The sequence below is a fragment of the Aeribacillus sp. SP014 genome (assembly GCF_054055575.1).
Genome location: NZ_JBSRXI010000001.1, coordinates 1,997,202 through 2,013,421 on the forward strand (window position 1 = coordinate 1,997,202; position 16,220 = coordinate 2,013,421).

At 38.4% G+C, this 16,220-nt stretch carries 18 protein-coding genes; 14 read left to right on the plus strand and 4 right to left on the minus strand.

The features are described 5' to 3' along the window. Positions 1-150: 150 nt before the first annotated feature. Positions 151-1,596: a DHA2 family efflux MFS transporter permease subunit gene (locus tag ACVIJU_RS09755; RefSeq protein WP_456687517.1), complete on the plus strand. Its 1,446-nt coding sequence runs from the start codon at positions 151-153 to the stop codon at positions 1,594-1,596. Positions 1,597-1,660: 64 nt separating this feature from the next. Here the strand turns inward: ACVIJU_RS09755 and ACVIJU_RS09760 are convergent, their stop codons facing one another. Further along, a complete protein-coding gene (locus ACVIJU_RS09760) occupies positions 1,661-2,227 on the minus strand; it encodes a spore coat protein (protein WP_063389527.1) in 567 nt (188 codons plus the stop codon). A gap of 103 nt (positions 2,228-2,330) precedes the next feature. Beyond that, positions 2,331-2,624, minus strand: coding sequence for a hypothetical protein (locus tag ACVIJU_RS09765; RefSeq protein ID WP_066246704.1), 294 nt, complete (start codon positions 2,622-2,624; stop codon positions 2,331-2,333). Between the two features lie 435 nt (positions 2,625-3,059). Here ACVIJU_RS09765 and ACVIJU_RS09770 point away from each other — a divergent pair, with 435 nt between their 5' ends. From ACVIJU_RS09770 to ACVIJU_RS09790, 5 genes are all read left to right on the plus strand, one after another. Beyond that, entirely contained in the window at positions 3,060-3,866 is an 807-nt protein-coding gene (locus ACVIJU_RS09770; RefSeq protein ID WP_063389525.1) for a Cof-type HAD-IIB family hydrolase, read from the plus strand. A gap of 424 nt (positions 3,867-4,290) precedes the next feature. Then, positions 4,291-5,457 (plus strand): KamA family radical SAM protein, encoded by a 1,167-nt coding sequence (locus tag ACVIJU_RS09775; RefSeq protein ID WP_063389524.1) that lies wholly within the window; start codon positions 4,291-4,293, stop codon positions 5,455-5,457. Between the two features lie 653 nt (positions 5,458-6,110). Further along, complete coding sequence (gene desA, locus ACVIJU_RS09780) at positions 6,111-7,142, plus strand: Delta(5) desaturase DesA (protein WP_456687518.1); 1,032 nt, start codon at positions 6,111-6,113, stop codon at positions 7,140-7,142. Positions 7,143-7,233: 91 nt separating this feature from the next. After that, positions 7,234-8,376: a sensor histidine kinase gene (locus ACVIJU_RS09785; protein ID WP_063389522.1), complete on the plus strand. Its 1,143-nt coding sequence runs from the start codon at positions 7,234-7,236 to the stop codon at positions 8,374-8,376. Then, positions 8,373-8,972, plus strand: coding sequence for a response regulator (locus ACVIJU_RS09790; RefSeq protein WP_456687519.1), 600 nt, complete (start codon positions 8,373-8,375; stop codon positions 8,970-8,972). The genes ACVIJU_RS09785 and ACVIJU_RS09790 overlap by 4 nt, the downstream gene beginning before the upstream one ends. Before the next feature lie 407 nt (positions 8,973-9,379). On the opposite strand, the gene ACVIJU_RS09795 is transcribed toward ACVIJU_RS09790, so the two are convergent. Both ACVIJU_RS09795 and ACVIJU_RS09800 read right to left on the minus strand, forming a co-directional pair. Then, positions 9,380-9,622 (minus strand): hypothetical protein, encoded by a 243-nt coding sequence (locus tag ACVIJU_RS09795; RefSeq protein WP_456687520.1) that lies wholly within the window; start codon positions 9,620-9,622, stop codon positions 9,380-9,382. Between the two features lie 86 nt (positions 9,623-9,708). Beyond that, complete coding sequence (locus tag ACVIJU_RS09800) at positions 9,709-9,990, minus strand: hypothetical protein (RefSeq protein ID WP_456687521.1); 282 nt, start codon at positions 9,988-9,990, stop codon at positions 9,709-9,711. 343 nt (positions 9,991-10,333) lie between these two features. Between ACVIJU_RS09800 and ACVIJU_RS09805 the strand changes: the two genes are divergently transcribed. The 8 genes from ACVIJU_RS09805 to ACVIJU_RS09840 all read left to right on the plus strand — a co-directional run bounded on the left by ACVIJU_RS09805 (position 10,334) and on the right by ACVIJU_RS09840 (position 15,534). Then, positions 10,334-11,464 (plus strand): MBL fold metallo-hydrolase, encoded by a 1,131-nt coding sequence (locus ACVIJU_RS09805; RefSeq protein WP_327873935.1) that lies wholly within the window; start codon positions 10,334-10,336, stop codon positions 11,462-11,464. A gap of 223 nt (positions 11,465-11,687) precedes the next feature. Continuing rightward, positions 11,688-12,083 (plus strand): rhodanese-like domain-containing protein, encoded by a 396-nt coding sequence (locus ACVIJU_RS09810; protein ID WP_240326745.1) that lies wholly within the window; start codon positions 11,688-11,690, stop codon positions 12,081-12,083. Then, the gene (locus ACVIJU_RS09815; protein ID WP_063389517.1) at positions 12,050-12,310 is read left to right on the plus strand and encodes a metal-sensitive transcriptional regulator; all 261 of its coding nucleotides are present in this window, start codon (positions 12,050-12,052) and stop codon (positions 12,308-12,310) included. The genes ACVIJU_RS09810 and ACVIJU_RS09815 overlap by 34 nt, the downstream gene beginning before the upstream one ends. 96 nt (positions 12,311-12,406) lie before the next feature. After that, positions 12,407-12,634 carry a sulfurtransferase TusA family protein gene (locus tag ACVIJU_RS09820; protein ID WP_066246718.1) on the plus strand — a complete coding sequence of 76 codons (228 nt, stop codon included), beginning with the start codon at positions 12,407-12,409 and terminating at the stop codon, positions 12,632-12,634. A 53-nt stretch (positions 12,635-12,687) separates the two neighbouring features. Then, positions 12,688-13,170 carry a DsrE/DsrF/DrsH-like family protein gene (locus ACVIJU_RS09825; RefSeq protein WP_456687522.1) on the plus strand — a complete coding sequence of 161 codons (483 nt, stop codon included), beginning with the start codon at positions 12,688-12,690 and terminating at the stop codon, positions 13,168-13,170. Positions 13,171-13,180: 10 nt separating this feature from the next. Beyond that, the gene (locus tag ACVIJU_RS09830; RefSeq protein WP_456687523.1) at positions 13,181-13,546 is read left to right on the plus strand and encodes a rhodanese-like domain-containing protein; all 366 of its coding nucleotides are present in this window, start codon (positions 13,181-13,183) and stop codon (positions 13,544-13,546) included. 305 nt (positions 13,547-13,851) lie between these two features. After that, positions 13,852-14,412, plus strand: coding sequence for a sulfurtransferase TusA family protein (locus ACVIJU_RS09835; RefSeq protein ID WP_130156591.1), 561 nt, complete (start codon positions 13,852-13,854; stop codon positions 14,410-14,412). Positions 14,413-14,751: 339 nt separating this feature from the next. Beyond that, the gene (locus ACVIJU_RS09840) at positions 14,752-15,534 is read left to right on the plus strand and encodes a sulfite exporter TauE/SafE family protein (RefSeq protein WP_066246726.1); all 783 of its coding nucleotides are present in this window, start codon (positions 14,752-14,754) and stop codon (positions 15,532-15,534) included. The last annotated feature ends 686 nt before the right edge of the window (positions 15,535-16,220 follow it).

Genomic DNA, 16,220 nt, shown 5'->3' on the forward strand with positions numbered 1-16,220 from the left:
CTTCATTTATGGAAAACGCTCTTCAAGTTTCATCCCCATCAAGTGTATATTCTTCCTATTTACAAAGAAAAAATATTACAATAACATGTATTAAGCAGTCTATTTGTATCGCTAAATAATATAGAAAAATTGTTAGAAAGAAGGATTTATATGGGAGAAGAACGAGACCTGGCACAGGAAACCTTTAATAAAGTGCCGCTCATGATTGTGTTAATGTCCGGTGCTTTCGTTGCCATTTTAAACCAAACGTTGCTTGGAACTGCTTTGCCGCATTTAATGATGGATTTCAAAGTTGATGCCAATACAGTTCAATGGCTGCAATCGATTTTTATGCTTGTTAATGGGATTATGATACCGATCACCGCGTTTTTGATTGGTCGTTTTACGACAAGAGGACTGTTTCTTACAGCCATCGGAATTTTTGCTGTTGGAACTGCAATTTGTGCAATTGCTCCCAATTTTTCTGTTTTAATGGCAGGGAGAGTGGCGCAGGCTGCTGGTGCCGGAATTATCATGCCGCTGATGCAGACAATCTTGTTTTTAATTTTTCCCGTTGAAAAAAGAGGAACGGCAATGGGGATGTTTGGACTCGTTATTGCATTTGCGCCGGCAATTGGTCCGACTTTATCCGGTTACCTTGTAGAGCATTTTGCATGGAGAAGCTTGTTTTATGTGCTCTTACCTATTGTAATCATTGATCTTATCTTAGCTTTTTTCATCCTAAAAAACGTTACGCGGCAAACTTACCCAAAAATCGATATTTTATCCATCATCCTTTCAACGTTAGGCTTCGGCGGTTTATTGTATGGATTCAGCGCAGCTGGAAGCAGCGGCTGGGGGAGCGGTCAAGTTATTTTATCGCTCTTCATCGGTTTGACCACTCTTACTTGGTTTATAATTAGACAGCTGCAATTGGATGAGCCGATCCTGGAATTCAAAGTATTTAAAAGCAAGACATTTTCGATCACAACTGTTTTAGGCATGATTGTGTTTATGTCTATGATTGGCGGAGCAGTTATTTTGCCGATGTTTATGCAAAATATGCTGGGATTTTCAGCATTTGAGTCCGGACTGGTGCTCTTGCCAGGCGCACTTGTCCAAGGGGTGGCCAACCCGATAACAGGCAGATTATTTGATAAATTCGGTGCCAAATGGCTTGTGATTATTGGATTTTTTACCTTAACGATCACGACGTTTATGCTGTCACATCTCACCTTACATACAACATTTACATATTTAGCGGCAGTAAATGCTTTCAGGATGGTCGGTGTTGCGATGGTCATGATGCCGGTGACAACCGCTGGTTTAAATCAACTGCCTACATATTTAATTTCACACGGAACTGCGATGAACAACACAATGCGGCAAGTAGCTGGTGCAGTTGGAACAGCTTTGCTTGTGACAGTCATGACAAATACAGCGTTGCCTGAAAAAGGTATTGAAGGAATGATACATGGAGTAAATATATCTTTTGTAGTGGCAGGTATATTCTCTGCGATCGCTCTCATCTTATCGTTTTTTATGAAAAATTCGCAAGCAGCAAAAGACGAAAGTCTAAGGGAAAAAGAAAACAAGCAAATTATGAGCGAAAGCTAATTTTTTTCTTGGCAATAGCTAAAAAATAAAGCAGAAGCAGGGTAAGCCCTGCTGCTTTATCGTTTTATGTCTGCTGATTGTTCATTTGATTGCCAGCCGGTTGATAATGATTGATGATCGCTTGAGCAGTATTTTGCTGAAAGACCGGCACTTGATAATAACCTTTTTGGTTCATATATTGCCAAACTTCATAAGCTTGCTCTGCGCAATTTTTCGCCCCTTGAAGCACGACATTTCTTAATTCCGGATCTGAGCATTCCAATGCAGCATGCATTCTTAATGCTGCTGACGCTTTTAAACATCCTAACATTCCTGACGCAACATCATGGTCGTTCATCTCGTTTATTGAGCTGTTGGGAGCTTCCGGTGTTCCGCCTGAGGTGCCAAAGGAAGGGCTTGCATTTTTCAATGGGCGGTAAGTGCTGAAATTTTGCTGACTGCTCTTGTTTCTTACTATTTGAACGATTGAATTGTATTCATTTGTCATAAAAATGATTTGATTTTGCAAAATGTTTTGCAGCTCTGGATCTTTGCAATGGGGCTGATAAAGTTGAAATTGGTTAATTCCATCAATTGTGTTTGTTAAAACTTCATGTACTTCCATTAATTCATGAGCACCTAATTGATTCATACCTTCAATCCCTCCTAAGTAATTTTTTAACAGTTAGTATTATGTTTGAAATTTTTCATTTTATACAAAAAACCCCTCAGTCTGCGATACTGAGGGAAAACTTTTAAGAAATTATTTTTACACGCTCTTTTCCAGAAAAGCTTTTACATACTAGCATCTGACTAAATCTATTAGAATAATTTGTACGTGCTTGTATCGTTCCTTGTTCATCCATTGTGAGGATCCATCCTGCAGGCAATTCTCCTTCAAAATATTCAATGAAAGATTGAAGCTTTTCAGTCGATTCAGGGATCGTTACATACCCTTCCGTTAGTTGATACCATAAATCTCTGACAGAACGAAGGGCTTCTTTTAGTTTATATTCTTTTTCCAGTTGTTTGACACTTCGATAGATCATTTGATATTCACTCCCTAATAAAAACTTATAACATTGAAGAGTGAATCACTATGAAAAAATTTTTCCAGTTGAAGGTAAAAAAACCAGACAATTTGCATCTATAGCCTAGTTGTGCGTGTATCTATTTGCCATCTTCTTGTCATTTGTTGTATGCCCAGCCGATGCTTCGAATCCAGCTATTTTTGCATAGATGTCACTGTCCATTTTGTACTGAAGCTTTCTTTTTATTTTTCTAAACCTCTTTCATCTTTTGGGCAGCCATCAACCGAGCGGAAATTGACTTTCTGGCAAAGCAGGCTTTTTGGCCATTATGCAGTGATTTTCTTGTAAACAGGAAATCTTTACAGCGATCAGGACGATTTTGATAAAATAGGTAAGAGAAAAATAAGAAGTTTCTTTATTATTTTAAAAAAAGAAAGGAATTGGGATGAGGATATGAAATGTTTTTCAATTGATTTAGATGGTACACTATTAAATTCGCAGCATGAAATTTCACATGAAAATTTATCAGTTTTACATGAATTGAAAAAGCAAGGACATGAAGTCATTTTAAATACGGGGCGTGCATTTCCGGACGTCATCAAGATTAAAGCGGTTGAAGAGCTCCAAGTGCCGATTTTTTGTGTTAATGGGGCTGTATTATATTCCGATAAAAGAGAGCTGATGTATGAAGCAACAATAGATGAAAAAACGTTTAAAGAAATTTTTGCAGCAGTAAAAGCTCTGGATGTCGGAATTCTCGTTTACACCAATCAGGGTGGCTTTCCATCCACTTTACCGCCTTTGCATAAGCTGAGCTGGAATGAGATCGAAGAGATGTTTCGCCAATTTGATTATGACTCTATTTTCAAGCTGGAAAATGTAAAAATCTATAAGCTGATTGGATTAGTGAATCATGATGAAACGGAAAAAATCGATCGAGTGAAGGAAGCATTAAGCGAAAGAAGCGACCTATCCATTGCCTCATCATTTCCTAATAATATTGAAATTACCTCCAGCGAAGCACATAAAGGAAAAGCGATTTTACGCTATCAAAAAATGAAGCAGCTGACATTTGAAGAAATTTATGCGTTTGGCGACGGAGGCAACGACATTGCCCAATTCGAGATCGCGACCACATCGGTTGCAATGGGAAATGCTCCAAAGGAAGTGAAAGAAAAGGCCGATTTTGTCACGAAAACGAACGATGAGAACGGCTTTGCCTATGCGGTAAAAGAACTGTTGAAGGCTGTATCAGTTTAAGCAATGCTTCATGCTGCTCGAAAGAATTTATGTAAAGCAGGAAGCCGCTTATTTTACTTATTTATATAAAATATAGAAAACGATTTTTTTCATTTTTGGCTTAAGTCAATATATATTGTTGCAGCGGGGATGGAGACTCACAAAAAAGGATTCTAAATTTAGTGAAAGCTTATCAAGATATGTTAGATATTTATTCCTTGTTTTAGCAAATGTAGTGGAATCTGCCTTCTATTTGGACTTGGATTAGAGAAAAGTCCGCATTGGAAAACTAGCTTAATAGTTTTCCTTGCTGGAAGGCAAATTTTTTTGAAAAAATATTATCGAATTTTGCAAAAAAATAATGAACGTTTTGGACATATTGCTAAATAATTTGTTACTATATGTTATCATAGAACTGTTAACTAATGATGGGGGAGTGATACATGTGGCGATGCCAAAATATATAACAAACATCGACAAAATTGAACAAATCCCAAAAGAGGAACGGGAAAAGCTGAAGCCGATCACAGAAAAATATGTGTTTCGGGTCAATGATTATTATTTAAGCTTGATCGACTGGAATGATCCAAACGACCCTATCAGAAAATTAGTTATTCCAAATGAAGGAGAAATGCGAGAGTATGGGAGGTGGGACGCATCAGATGAAGATACAAACTATGTCGTTCCTGGCTGCCAGCATAAGTACAAAACAACAGCATTGCTGCTAGTTTCTGAGGTTTGCGGAGCATATTGCCGCTATTGCTTTCGAAAAAGATTATTTAGAAGTGATGTAAAAGAAGCGATGGCAGACGTACAGCCTGGTATTGACTATATTCGCAAAACTCCTGAAATCAACAATGTTCTTCTAACTGGAGGGGATCCTTTAATCCTTGCTACGAAAAAATTGCGCATGATCATTGAAAGCTTACGAGAAATCGAGCATGTAAAAATTATCCGCATCGGCTCCAAAATGCCTGTCTTTAACCCTATGAGAATTTATGAAGATGAATCTTTACTCCAACTCATTAGAGAGTTTTCCTCTCCTGAAAAACGAATCTACATTATGGCTCACGTCAACCATCCGAGAGAAATTACAAAAGAAGCAAAAAAAGCTTTTGAAGCGCTCCATGACGCCGGAGCAATAGTGGTCAACCAAACTCCAGTATTAAAAGGAATTAATGACGATCCTGTTGTTTTAGGCGAATTATTAGATAAGTTATCATGGGCGGGAGTAACACCTTATTATTTCTTTGTGAATCGACCTGTTGCTGGCAACAGTGACTTTGTATTAACATTGAAAGAAGTTTACGATATCGTTGAACAAGCAAAAGCAAGAACATCAGGACTAGGCAAGCGCGTCCGCCTGTCAATGAGCCATACCTCTGGGAAAATCGAGATTTTAGCTATCGAAAACGGAAAAGCGTATTTGAAATATCACCAATCTAGAGATGGCAATTATGGACAATTTATGGTGCTTGATTGCCCTGATGATGCAACATGGTTTGATGATCTGCCTGGCAACGAAAAGTATTGGAAAAAACCGAAAAAGAAAACAGACCAAGTTGTTTCAGTCAATGAATTGCCAGATCATCCTCAAAAAATAGCAAAATAAAAAAATGGACAAGGCTGTCGTTTGTGACAGCCTTTAAAAAAAATCGTTATAAACGAAGCAAAGTTATACAGGGGTTAAATAGACGAAAAGAAACAGGGAAGCAGATGAGAATTTTGTTCGAGGTTGATTGTGCCGTTTGCGTATGGAGAAGTCTAACAAAGAGGCCAAGCTCAAGTTTCAGCTTTTTGCGATTTGAAAAAGTTCTCTTTCTTAATAAAAGGGAAAAAGACACTAAAACTGCAAAGAAATGAATGGATGAGTTTGGTGGTTAGAGCTACGAAAAAATCGCCAGTAAGCTAACAGAGTAATATCGAAAAAATACAAGAAAACTCCACACCTTTATCCAAATTCAATACTAAATGAAAAAATCTCCCCAGAAAATATTTTTTGATGATCCACAAAATTCCGCAAATGCCGTTATCTTTTTCTTTTCATCTTTTGCACGTTGTCTCCCTCACTGCATTAAGCTTTGAGAAAATATGCATTTTGTTAAGAAATATTCATTCCCAAGTGTGCATGTCCGTCAGCAAAAGCGAATATGATAGAAAACGATATATGACATTTATCATATTTTGAATATGACATATATGACTACACAGATCGATTTCCCTCATTTATGATTAGAAATATCAAATAAAGAAGGGAATCGAAACATGATGAAACAAATGCAAAAAAAATTAAGAAAGCAAATGGCTCCTTATGAAAAACCTAACACGATGAATAGTGTTTGGCAGTTGGTCAATACGACTGTGCCGTTTTTTCTGTTATGGTTTTTAGCTTATCAAAGCTTATCCATTTCTTATGTTCTTACTTTCGCTATTTGCATGATCGCAGCTGGATTTTTAGTTCGACTTTTTATCATTTTCCATGATTGCTGTCACTATTCCTTTTTTAAAAACCGCCTTGCCAATAAAATTTTTGGAACAATAGCTGGTATTTTAACGTTGTTTCCGTACAGCAAATGGCAGCACAACCATTCAGTCCACCACGCAACCAGCTCAAATTTAGATAAGCGCGGAACAGGGGATATATGGGTTTTGACAGTTGATGAATATTTGTCAGCACCGCCTTTAACTAAATTCGCCTACAGGATATATCGAAATCCGTTCGTGATGTTTGGGCTAGGACCGATTTACGTTTTCCTTATTAAAAATCGGTTTAACAGAAAAAATGCGAGGTTAAAGGAACGCATCAACACATATATAACAAACATATCAATCGTTGCCTTAGTTGGGCTGCTTGGTTGGACGATCGGATGGGAGCCGTTTCTTATCATTCAAGGCACAATCTTTTTCATTTCAGGCTCTTTAGGCATTTGGCTTTTTTACGTACAGCACACATTTGAAGATTCTTATTTTGAAGAAGATGAAAACTGGGAGTATGTGAAAGCAGCTGTTGAAGGGAGTTCATACTATAAGCTTCCAAAACCTCTGCAATGGCTTACTGGAAATATCGGTTTTCACCACGTCCATCATTTGAGCCCAAGGATACCTAATTATAAGCTGGAAGAGGCACACAATCAAACGTATCTTTTACAGAATGTACCAACCATCACTCTAGCGACAAGCTTAAAATCTCTCCAATTCCGCTTATGGGATGAGCAAGCGAAAAAGTTTGTCGGGTTTAAAGACTTATCGAAAAAGAAGGAAAAAAAGTCGAAAGTCCATATTGAATCTGAATTGTAAAATTTTTAGAAAATTGGGCAAAGTTTTCAAGACGCAGTGTACCTTTTTATGATAAGATAACATGTAAAACAAATTTTTAGAGGATTTGACCATGCAAAAAAAGTATATGATCTTAGAGAAATTCTCGGGAATTACTCCTTATATATGGAGCGTTTTTAGCATATTGCCGTTTTATTTTATTTTTCAATCTTCCTCCACTAAGGAAATCATTGCAGGGATCGTGCTGACACTTATATTTTTCTTTGTATATCGTTTAGCTTTTATTTCAAAGAAGTGGCCTGTCTACTTGTGGACATCAATTTTAATTGGGATTTCTATCACGATGACGATCCTTTTCCAATTTATCTATTTTGCTTTTTATATTGCTTACTATAACGGTCATATCAAAAACCGCATTGCTTTTTTAATATTGTACATCATTCACTTAGCTGCAACGACCATCTCGATCAACTATAACGTGGTTCTACAGGAAAAGTTATTCTTAAAGCAATTGCCATTTGTCATCATCATTTGGATTAGCGTCATCCTTCTTCCATTCAACATTTATAATCGAAAAAAGCAAGGGCAGCTCGAAGAACAGCTCCAAGATGCCAACAAAAGAATTTCCGAGCTCGTGAAACAGGAGGAGCGTCAGCGAATTGCCCGCGATCTTCATGATGCGTTAGGCCAGAAGCTGTCCCTTATCGGTCTAAAAAGCGATTTGGCTAGAAAATTAATTTACAAAGACCCTGAACAAGCCCGCAGCGAATTAAAAGACGTTCAGCAAACGGCCAGAACTGCATTGAATGAAGTAAGGAAAATAGTTTCACAAATGCGCGGGGTTCGATTGAAAGAGGAAATCATACATATAAAACAACTACTCCAAGCTGCTGAAATCAAGTTGGTAAGTAATGAAGAAGAATTCACACTATCAAACGTATCCCCGTTTATTGAGAACATTTTAAGTATGTGTTTGAAGGAAGCAGTAACAAATGTCGTAAAACATAGTAAGGCGTTTACTTGCCGGATTGCCATTCAGCAATCTTGGAACGAAATATGTATTACGGTGCAAGACGACGGAATCGGCATGGAGGAGGAACGGGATCTTGCGAAAGGAAACGGACTGATCGGAATTAAAGAACGTCTGGAGTTTGTGAACGGCAGTCTGGAAATTTGCTCGGAAAAAGGGACTACATTAATCATGAAAATACCTAATGTAGTAAAACAGACCGTTAAGGAGGGACTCAAATCATGATTCGAATCGTCATAGCTGAAGACCAGCGTATGATGCTGGGCGCTTTAGGGACTTTGCTTAATTTGGAAGAGGATATGGAAGTGGTGGGGAAGGCGAGCAACGGAGAAGAAGCTGTTTCACTTGTGAAGCAATATCAGCCTGATGTTTGCATCATGGATATCGAAATGCCCAAAAAAAGTGGCCTCGAGGCAGCTGAAGAGCTGAAAGACCTGGAATGTAAAGTGATCATTTTAACAACGTTTGCCCGTACTGGTTATTTCCAACGGGCTTTAAAAGCTCGTGTCAGCGGCTATTTATTGAAAGACAGCCCCAGCGAGGAGCTGGCAAGCTCGATCCGCAGCATCATGGGAGGCCGGCGAATCTATGCACCCGAGCTGATGGATGATGTTTACAGTGAAGAAAATCCTCTCACGGAAAGGGAGAAGGAAATATTAGAACTCGTTGCCGATGGAAAAAACACAAAAAAAATCGCGGACGAACTGAAACTAAAAACCGGAACGGTCCGAAACTATATTTCAACGATTTTGGATAAGCTTGAGGTAACGAACCGGATCGAAGCGATTAAACAATCTAAAGAAAGGGGATGGTTTAAATAGACATAAGAAAAATTGTTTTTTCGCAACTAAATCAAAACATGATAAGAGACGTAACCGAAATCTTGCAGGCGAACAAAATGAACAGTTATTAATACCTTTCCCAAAAACACGATAAGTTCCTCAATATATTTCGTGGAACGATGAGATTCAGGTTCCGCCTGCCAATAAATTCACGTATCATATTTATTCTGGTTAAGCCGATAGCGGCACCCTGTTTGTTTGAATTTATATTTTTCTAGAGAAAATGATAATTATATGATTCTCGTTATACCATTTATGAGTTTTCAAGCATCGCGAGCCAAACAATCGCTTTGTGAGAGCCTGAGTGCGTCATGCTTCTCGGTATACGAATTATAGAAAGAATTGTTTTTTATAGATAAGTTTATTTCTTAAGTTCTGATATGCGCTTACTTTTTTTTACTGAACATAATCAAACATTGTACTAGTAAAGCCGCCAAAACTAGACAACTGGCAGCAAACGGAAGGGAGGAAGGCGCCAATCCTGCAAGCAATACAATCCCTCCAAGAGAAGAACCTACTGCACTTCCTAAATAATTAGCGGAACTGTTTAAAGCTACAACAGCAGCGTCATGCTCAGGCTGGTAACGAAGCCGTTCATGTTGTTGCGGGGCTTGCGAAGCCCAGCCCATCGCCCCCCATAGAACAAAAGGTAAAAAGGATCGCATCGGGAAAGAGAGTGCAAATGGTATGCAGATCATAGCTAAAGCCATTATGGCTATAATTCCGGCCATAAGCATTTTCGGTCGTGCCGTCCGGTCAATGAAATATCCAACAGAAAAGCTCCCGATAACGCCCCCAATGCCCCATGCCCACCAATAAGATGCAAGCGTGAGGGTGCTTTTAAGTTATCCAAAATGGTTGAAATATAAGTATAGAGTCCTAAGCTGGAAATTCTTGTTAAAAAAGTTGCGTTGATGATTGCAGCAACTCGTCCGTTCGCCATTATGGCAAAACGATGCTGCATCAATGGCGGTGGAAACGAGATAATCCCTATCATAGCGACAAAACCTAATTCTCCTATTTATAAAAAGGGATAAGCTTGAATTCTATTACGAATATGTAAAATCGGTGTCTTCTTCATTGATCGTTTCAATTTTCCGACCTTCCTAATCTCGTTCGAATCATACGTTTATTTTAAGCAAACATCTTCAATCCCTCCATTATCGTTTATAGAACAATACGGCTAACTGACTGAAGGAAGTAATTGCATCTAAAAATAAAAAGCGTTGACTTTTAGAGCAATGTTTTGTAATATTAAGTCCATAAATACCCATACATGTATGTGTAAAATGATTAGTTTAAACCAAATTTACAACATTCGATAGGAGGAAGAAGGGAATATGAGGGTAAAAACTATAACGGTAAAAGAAATTGCAAACAAAATCATCCGCGGGGAAGACTTGTTTATAGTCGATGTACGCAATCAAGAGGAGTATGCTGATTGGAGAATAGAAGGAAAGAACGTACAAGTTGTAAATATTCCTTATTTTGAAGTTCTTGACGGTGTGGATCCATTTCTTGAGCAATTGCCTAAAGAGAAAGAAAACGAAATTTATGTGGTCTGTGCAAAAGGAGGATCATCGCTATTTGTTGCCGAACAGCTTGAACAAGCAGGTTTTTCACATGTCTATTCCATTGAAGGCGGTATGAAAGCGTGGAGCGAGCATTTACAACCGGTCAAAATCGCTGAGCTGAAAAACGGCGGTGCGATTTATCAATTTGTCCGTCTCGGGAAAGGCTGCCTGTCCTATTTGATCGAATCAAACGGAGAAGGTGCGCTTATTGATACAAATCGCATGACAGATGTATACGTTGAGTTTGCGAAGGAACGCGAGATTTCTATTAAATATGTCATTGATACCCATTTGCACGCAGACCATATTTCCGGCGGCCGCAAGTTGGCTGAACAATTGGGAGCGACGTACTATTTGCCTCCAAAAGATGCGACAGAAGTGACCTTTTCCTATGCACCGATTCAAGATGAGGATCGCATTCAGGTCGGTCATGCAGTGATCGAAGCTGTTTACTCACCGGGACATACAATTGGCAGCACTTCGTTTATTATAGATGACCAATATTTACTAACGGGAGATGTTTTATTTATCGATTCGATCGGTCGTCCAGATTTGGCTGGAAAAGCGCAGGATTGGGTGGGGGATTTGCGCAAGACATTATATGAGCGCTATAAACAATTAGCAGATGACCTGTTGGTTTTGCCTGCACATTTTATGGTACCGGGTGAAATGAATGACGATGGTAGTGTTGGCACTACATTAGGTATGTTGTACGCAAAAAATCATGGTCTCAATATCGCGAGCGAAGAAGAGTTTCGAAAAACGGTGACGGAAAACTTGCCTCCGCAACCGAATGCTTATCAGGAAATTCGGCAAACAAATATGGGAAAGCTTCATCCAGATGAAGAGCAACAACGCGAGATGGAAATCGGTCCAAACCGTTGCGCAGTCCGATAATGATTAAAAAGGGAGACTTGAGTCATTCATGCCGAGTCTCCTTTTTCTCCCTCCTCAAATATTTTTTAAATTAAGTAAACGGAAAGCTATATTGATAACTAACAAGTAAAGACAATGCCTCTGTTCCAAAAATTTGTTTAGAAAAATAAATCGGTTGATTATATACTTATACATGTATATAATTGTTCATAAATAAAAACAATGAATGAGGTGGAAAGAAGAATTGGAAGGAATACTGCTTTTGGCTTTATTTATTTTGTTATCAATATCTGTCTATCGGCGGTATTATCCAGTAAGAGGAGTTCCGTGTGTTGACTACCGCGATGAAAGTATAAATTCTTTAACGATTCTAGATCTTCGTGATTACAACGAAAAAACAAATCATTATCCCATTGCGAATTCCTTTCACATACCGTTTGCTTATTTAAAACGGCATGTTTATGAAATTCCTGATAAACCAATCCATGTGATTGCAAGTGATGAAGTAGGAAAAAATTTAGGCATTCGCTTTTTGCGCAGCCGCGGTTTTAAAGTGAAGAGCTATTCAATGGCCGATTGTCCTTGCAAAGAAAGGAGAAATGCCAAATGGAATACAGCAAAGAAATCAAAAACCGCCTAAAACGAATTGAAGGACAAGTAAAAGGGATTATTGGTATGATGGAACAAGAAAAGGACTGCAAAAGCGTGATTTCTCAACTTTCTGCTGCACGAAACGCTATTGATCGCACTATTGCCGTTATTGTAAGTTCCAATTTAGAGCAATGTATCCGTGAAAGCTTAGAAAATGGGGAAAAAACGGAACACCTAGTAAAAGAAGCTGTAGAGCTGTTGGTAAAAAGTCGTTAAAAATTTGTCAACTTTTCTTTGAAAAGTTGACAGATTTTTTTATCCCTATTAATATACATATAGGGGTAATGGTAATATTAAAGGAGGTCATTGACAATGAATGCAGATAAAGTATTAGATGCAAAGGGTTTTGCATGCCCAATGCCAGTCGTAAGAGCAAAAAAAGCAATTGATGAGTTAGAAGCTGGTCAAGTTTTAGAGGTGCATACAACGGATAAAGGTTCCAAAAACGATTTGACCGCTTGGGCAAAGGCAAGTGGACATACGGTTGTTAATATGAAAGAAGAAAATGGCGTTTTTACGTTTTGGATCAAAAAGGGATAATTTTTGCTATCTTTATACCCCTATGAGTATTTTGGGAAGAAGGTGGAAACAAAGTGTCGGAGCAAAAGAAAAAAACAACGATCATCTTGTTTAGCGGTGACTATGATAAGGCGATGGCAGCGTATATTATCGCGAACGGCGCTGCTGCCTATGACCATGAGGTTACAATTTTTCATACGTTCTGGGGGCTTAACGCATTGCGTAAAGATTCAACAGTTCAGGTGAAAAAAGGATTATTAGAAAAAATGTTTGCGAAAATGATGCCGCGTGGTGCTGACCGCATGGGACTGTCGCGGATGAACTTTGGCGGAATAGGAGCGAGGTTAATTAAGCGGGTGATAAAAAAACATAATGCTGTGCCGCTGCCGCAATTAATCGATATGGCAAAGGAACAAGGAATAAAGCTGGTTGCTTGCCAAATGACAGTCGATCTTTTAGGACTCCAACAGGATGAATTAATAGACGGCATCGAATTTGCAGGGGTTGCTGCATATTTAGCAGATGCTTCTGAAGGAAATGTCAATTTGTTTATTTAAGGTGGGGCCTATGGTTCAAACCATTATTAATATTGGTCTAGTTCTATTGGTGATATGGTTCGTTGTCAATCGGCTTCTGCCCATAAAAGGAGTGCGAATCATATCTGTAGTGCAATTAAAGAAGGAATTAAGAAAAAAAGATGTTCATTACATTGACGTACGCACACCTATTGAGTTTCATACGAATCATATTCCTGGTTTTAAAAATATTCCGCTTCACGAGCTTCCAAAACGAGTTCATGAACTATCAAAAGATAAAGAAGTCATTGTGATTTGTCAAAGTGGAATGAGAAGCGCCAAAGCAAGCAAATTATTAAAGAAATTAGGATTTCAGCGTGTAACCAATGTAAAAGGCGGCATGAACTCTTGGTCATAAAGGTTGCTATGAAACAACTATTCTGCTAAAGAAATTTGAGGCGTTGTTCCATAAAAGGAAAACATTCAATGTTATTGATGTTCATGAACTAGAAGAAGTCGATTTAGGAAAATTTCTAGTTCCATAAATATTACGCCCTGACTGTTTAAGTTTCTAAGAATGAACTAGATACAGAAAAAGAAAATACTCTCGCCTGCTGTTTGAAGGAAAAAGCAGACGAGCCGAAAACTATCGGAAAGTTGCGGAAATTGATGCATAAATAAGAAGATCCTGTAGAATAGTTCCCATTTAAGGAGGAGAAAGTCATGATTCAAGTAGATATGACAATAGACGCTAAAGGATTGTCTTGTCCGATGCCGATTGTCAAAGCGAAAAAAGCGATTCATAAGTTGCAGCCTGGACAAGTACTGGAGGTACAAGCAACAGACAAAGGATCGAAAGCGGATATGAAAGCATGGGCAGAAAGCACTGGACATCACTATCTCGGTACAATTGAAGAAGAGGGGATATTAAAGCACTATATTCGTAGAGCAAGTGAGAGCGAGGCAAAGAATGAAGCGAAATTCCCCCATGTTATTCGCAATGAAGAATTAGCAGACAAAATAAATGATCCGTCAATTATCATTTTAGATGTCCGTGAACCGGCAGAGTTTGCATTTGGGCATATTCCTGGTGCCTTGTCAATTCCTCTTGGAGAATTGGAGGAACGGATCAAGGAACTCCCGCAAGATAAGACCATTTATGTCGTCTGCCGCACGGGAACGCGCAGTAGTTTGGCAGCCCAGAAATTAGCAGAAAAAGGGTTTTCAAACGTATGGAATATTGTCCCCGGTATGTCAGAATGGAATGGATCGCTTGAACAATGATTGAACAGTTGGTTATCAATATACAAATATATGATAAAGGTACAAAAAATCTTTAAACAACAAAAAAACATTTTTATAGTATACATGCGAACTATTTTGCAATTGGAAAATGAAAGGCGAAATTTCTCAATATTGAATTGTTCCTTATTGTGAATTAATCGATGGTTCATTGCATTGGGACGAAAATTCATTTATCGCCTTGGGCATCAAGCAATAGGCATACGATGATGAAAAAGAAGAACATGATCGGTCATTTTCGAATTAAAAAGGATAATTCACTTACTAGCGGGGTGCATATACGCACCCCGATTTTAACAACATCAAAGGAGTAGTATATCAATGGAAATAACGTTCAATTTTATTATCGTAATGTTTCTTATTGGCTTTATCGGTTCCTTCCTTTCCGGTATGGTTGGGATTGGCGGTTCCATTATTAAATATCCGATGCTTCTTTACCTGCCCCCGCTTTTTGGGCTTGCCGAGTTCAGCGCCCATGAAGTATCGGGAATTAGTGCCGTCCAAGTATTTTTTACGACGATTGGCGGTGTTTTAGTCTATCGGAAAGGTGGATACTTAAATAAGTCGTTAATTTTTTATATGGGGAGCAGTATTTTAATTGGAAGTTTCATTGGCGGATACGTTTCTAGGATGATGAGTGAAGGAAGCATTAATCTTGTATACGGCATTTTAGCAGCATTTGCTGTTTTGATGATGTTCGTGCCAAATAAAGGGATTGATGATATTCCATTGGGCATGGTGAGCTTCAATAAATGGCTGGCAGCTTCGCTTTCATTTTTGATCGGAATTGGATCAGGAATCGTCGGAGCGGCAGGAGCTTTTCTATTAGTGCCGATTATGCTTTCTGTTCTAAAAATTCCAACGAAAATGACGATTGCCTCCTCATTAGCGATCACGTTTATTTCCTCAATCGGATCGACATTTGCAAAAATCACAACGGGCCAAGTTGAATTCATTCCTGCAATAATTATGGTCATTGCAAGTTTGATTGCATCTCCTTTAGGTGCAAAAGCAGGACAAAAAATGAGCACAAAAGTACTCCGCGTAATTTTAGCTGTCTTAATTTTAGCGACGGCAGCGAAAATTTGGATCGATATTTTTTAAGCCGTCAGTGAAAAAACTTTCATGTGTGATTCGAAAAAACGAATCAAGATGTATAATAATTATGGCGTATCATTTATTGGTTTTAAAGTTAGGAAAAACAAGAGAATATTTGGAGCTCTTACTTGGATGATAAGGATGCTATAGTGATCAAGTGTATGATGAAAACAAACATGAACTATATGCAATGATTCGCCTGATTATGCAATGGTGTTCAGCGCGCTTTCACCACAATCTAAAAACAATTTCGCTCTGCAAGTGTGTCTGAAAAGGATTTTGTCCGCATTCAATATAGCTGTCTTTCGCTTATAGAAGGAACAATGAATTTGTTTTTACGATCATCCGGATCAAAGATTCAACAGTTCATCTTTGATTGGCTGCTCTGAAAACATGTTTATAAGGTTGTGTTTGAACATGAAGCGCTGAGGAGGCTGATTGACTGTTCAAGAATCAAGTTGATTATAATTGCATGTAATTTTATTATCAGGGCTTTACAGAAAATAAAGCAGTTTATTGCTAAAAGACTTGGATTTTGCTTTTATGGCTGGGCTTCGTGTATTATTGAATTAATAAAAAAATTATTACGTTTTAGGGGCTAATGATCACTGCCACGCTGTCAACAATCAGAGCTAGTCGTCAAGGTATTGTAGATTTGTTGGTTATATGCTAATCTATCCATGCAAGAGTGA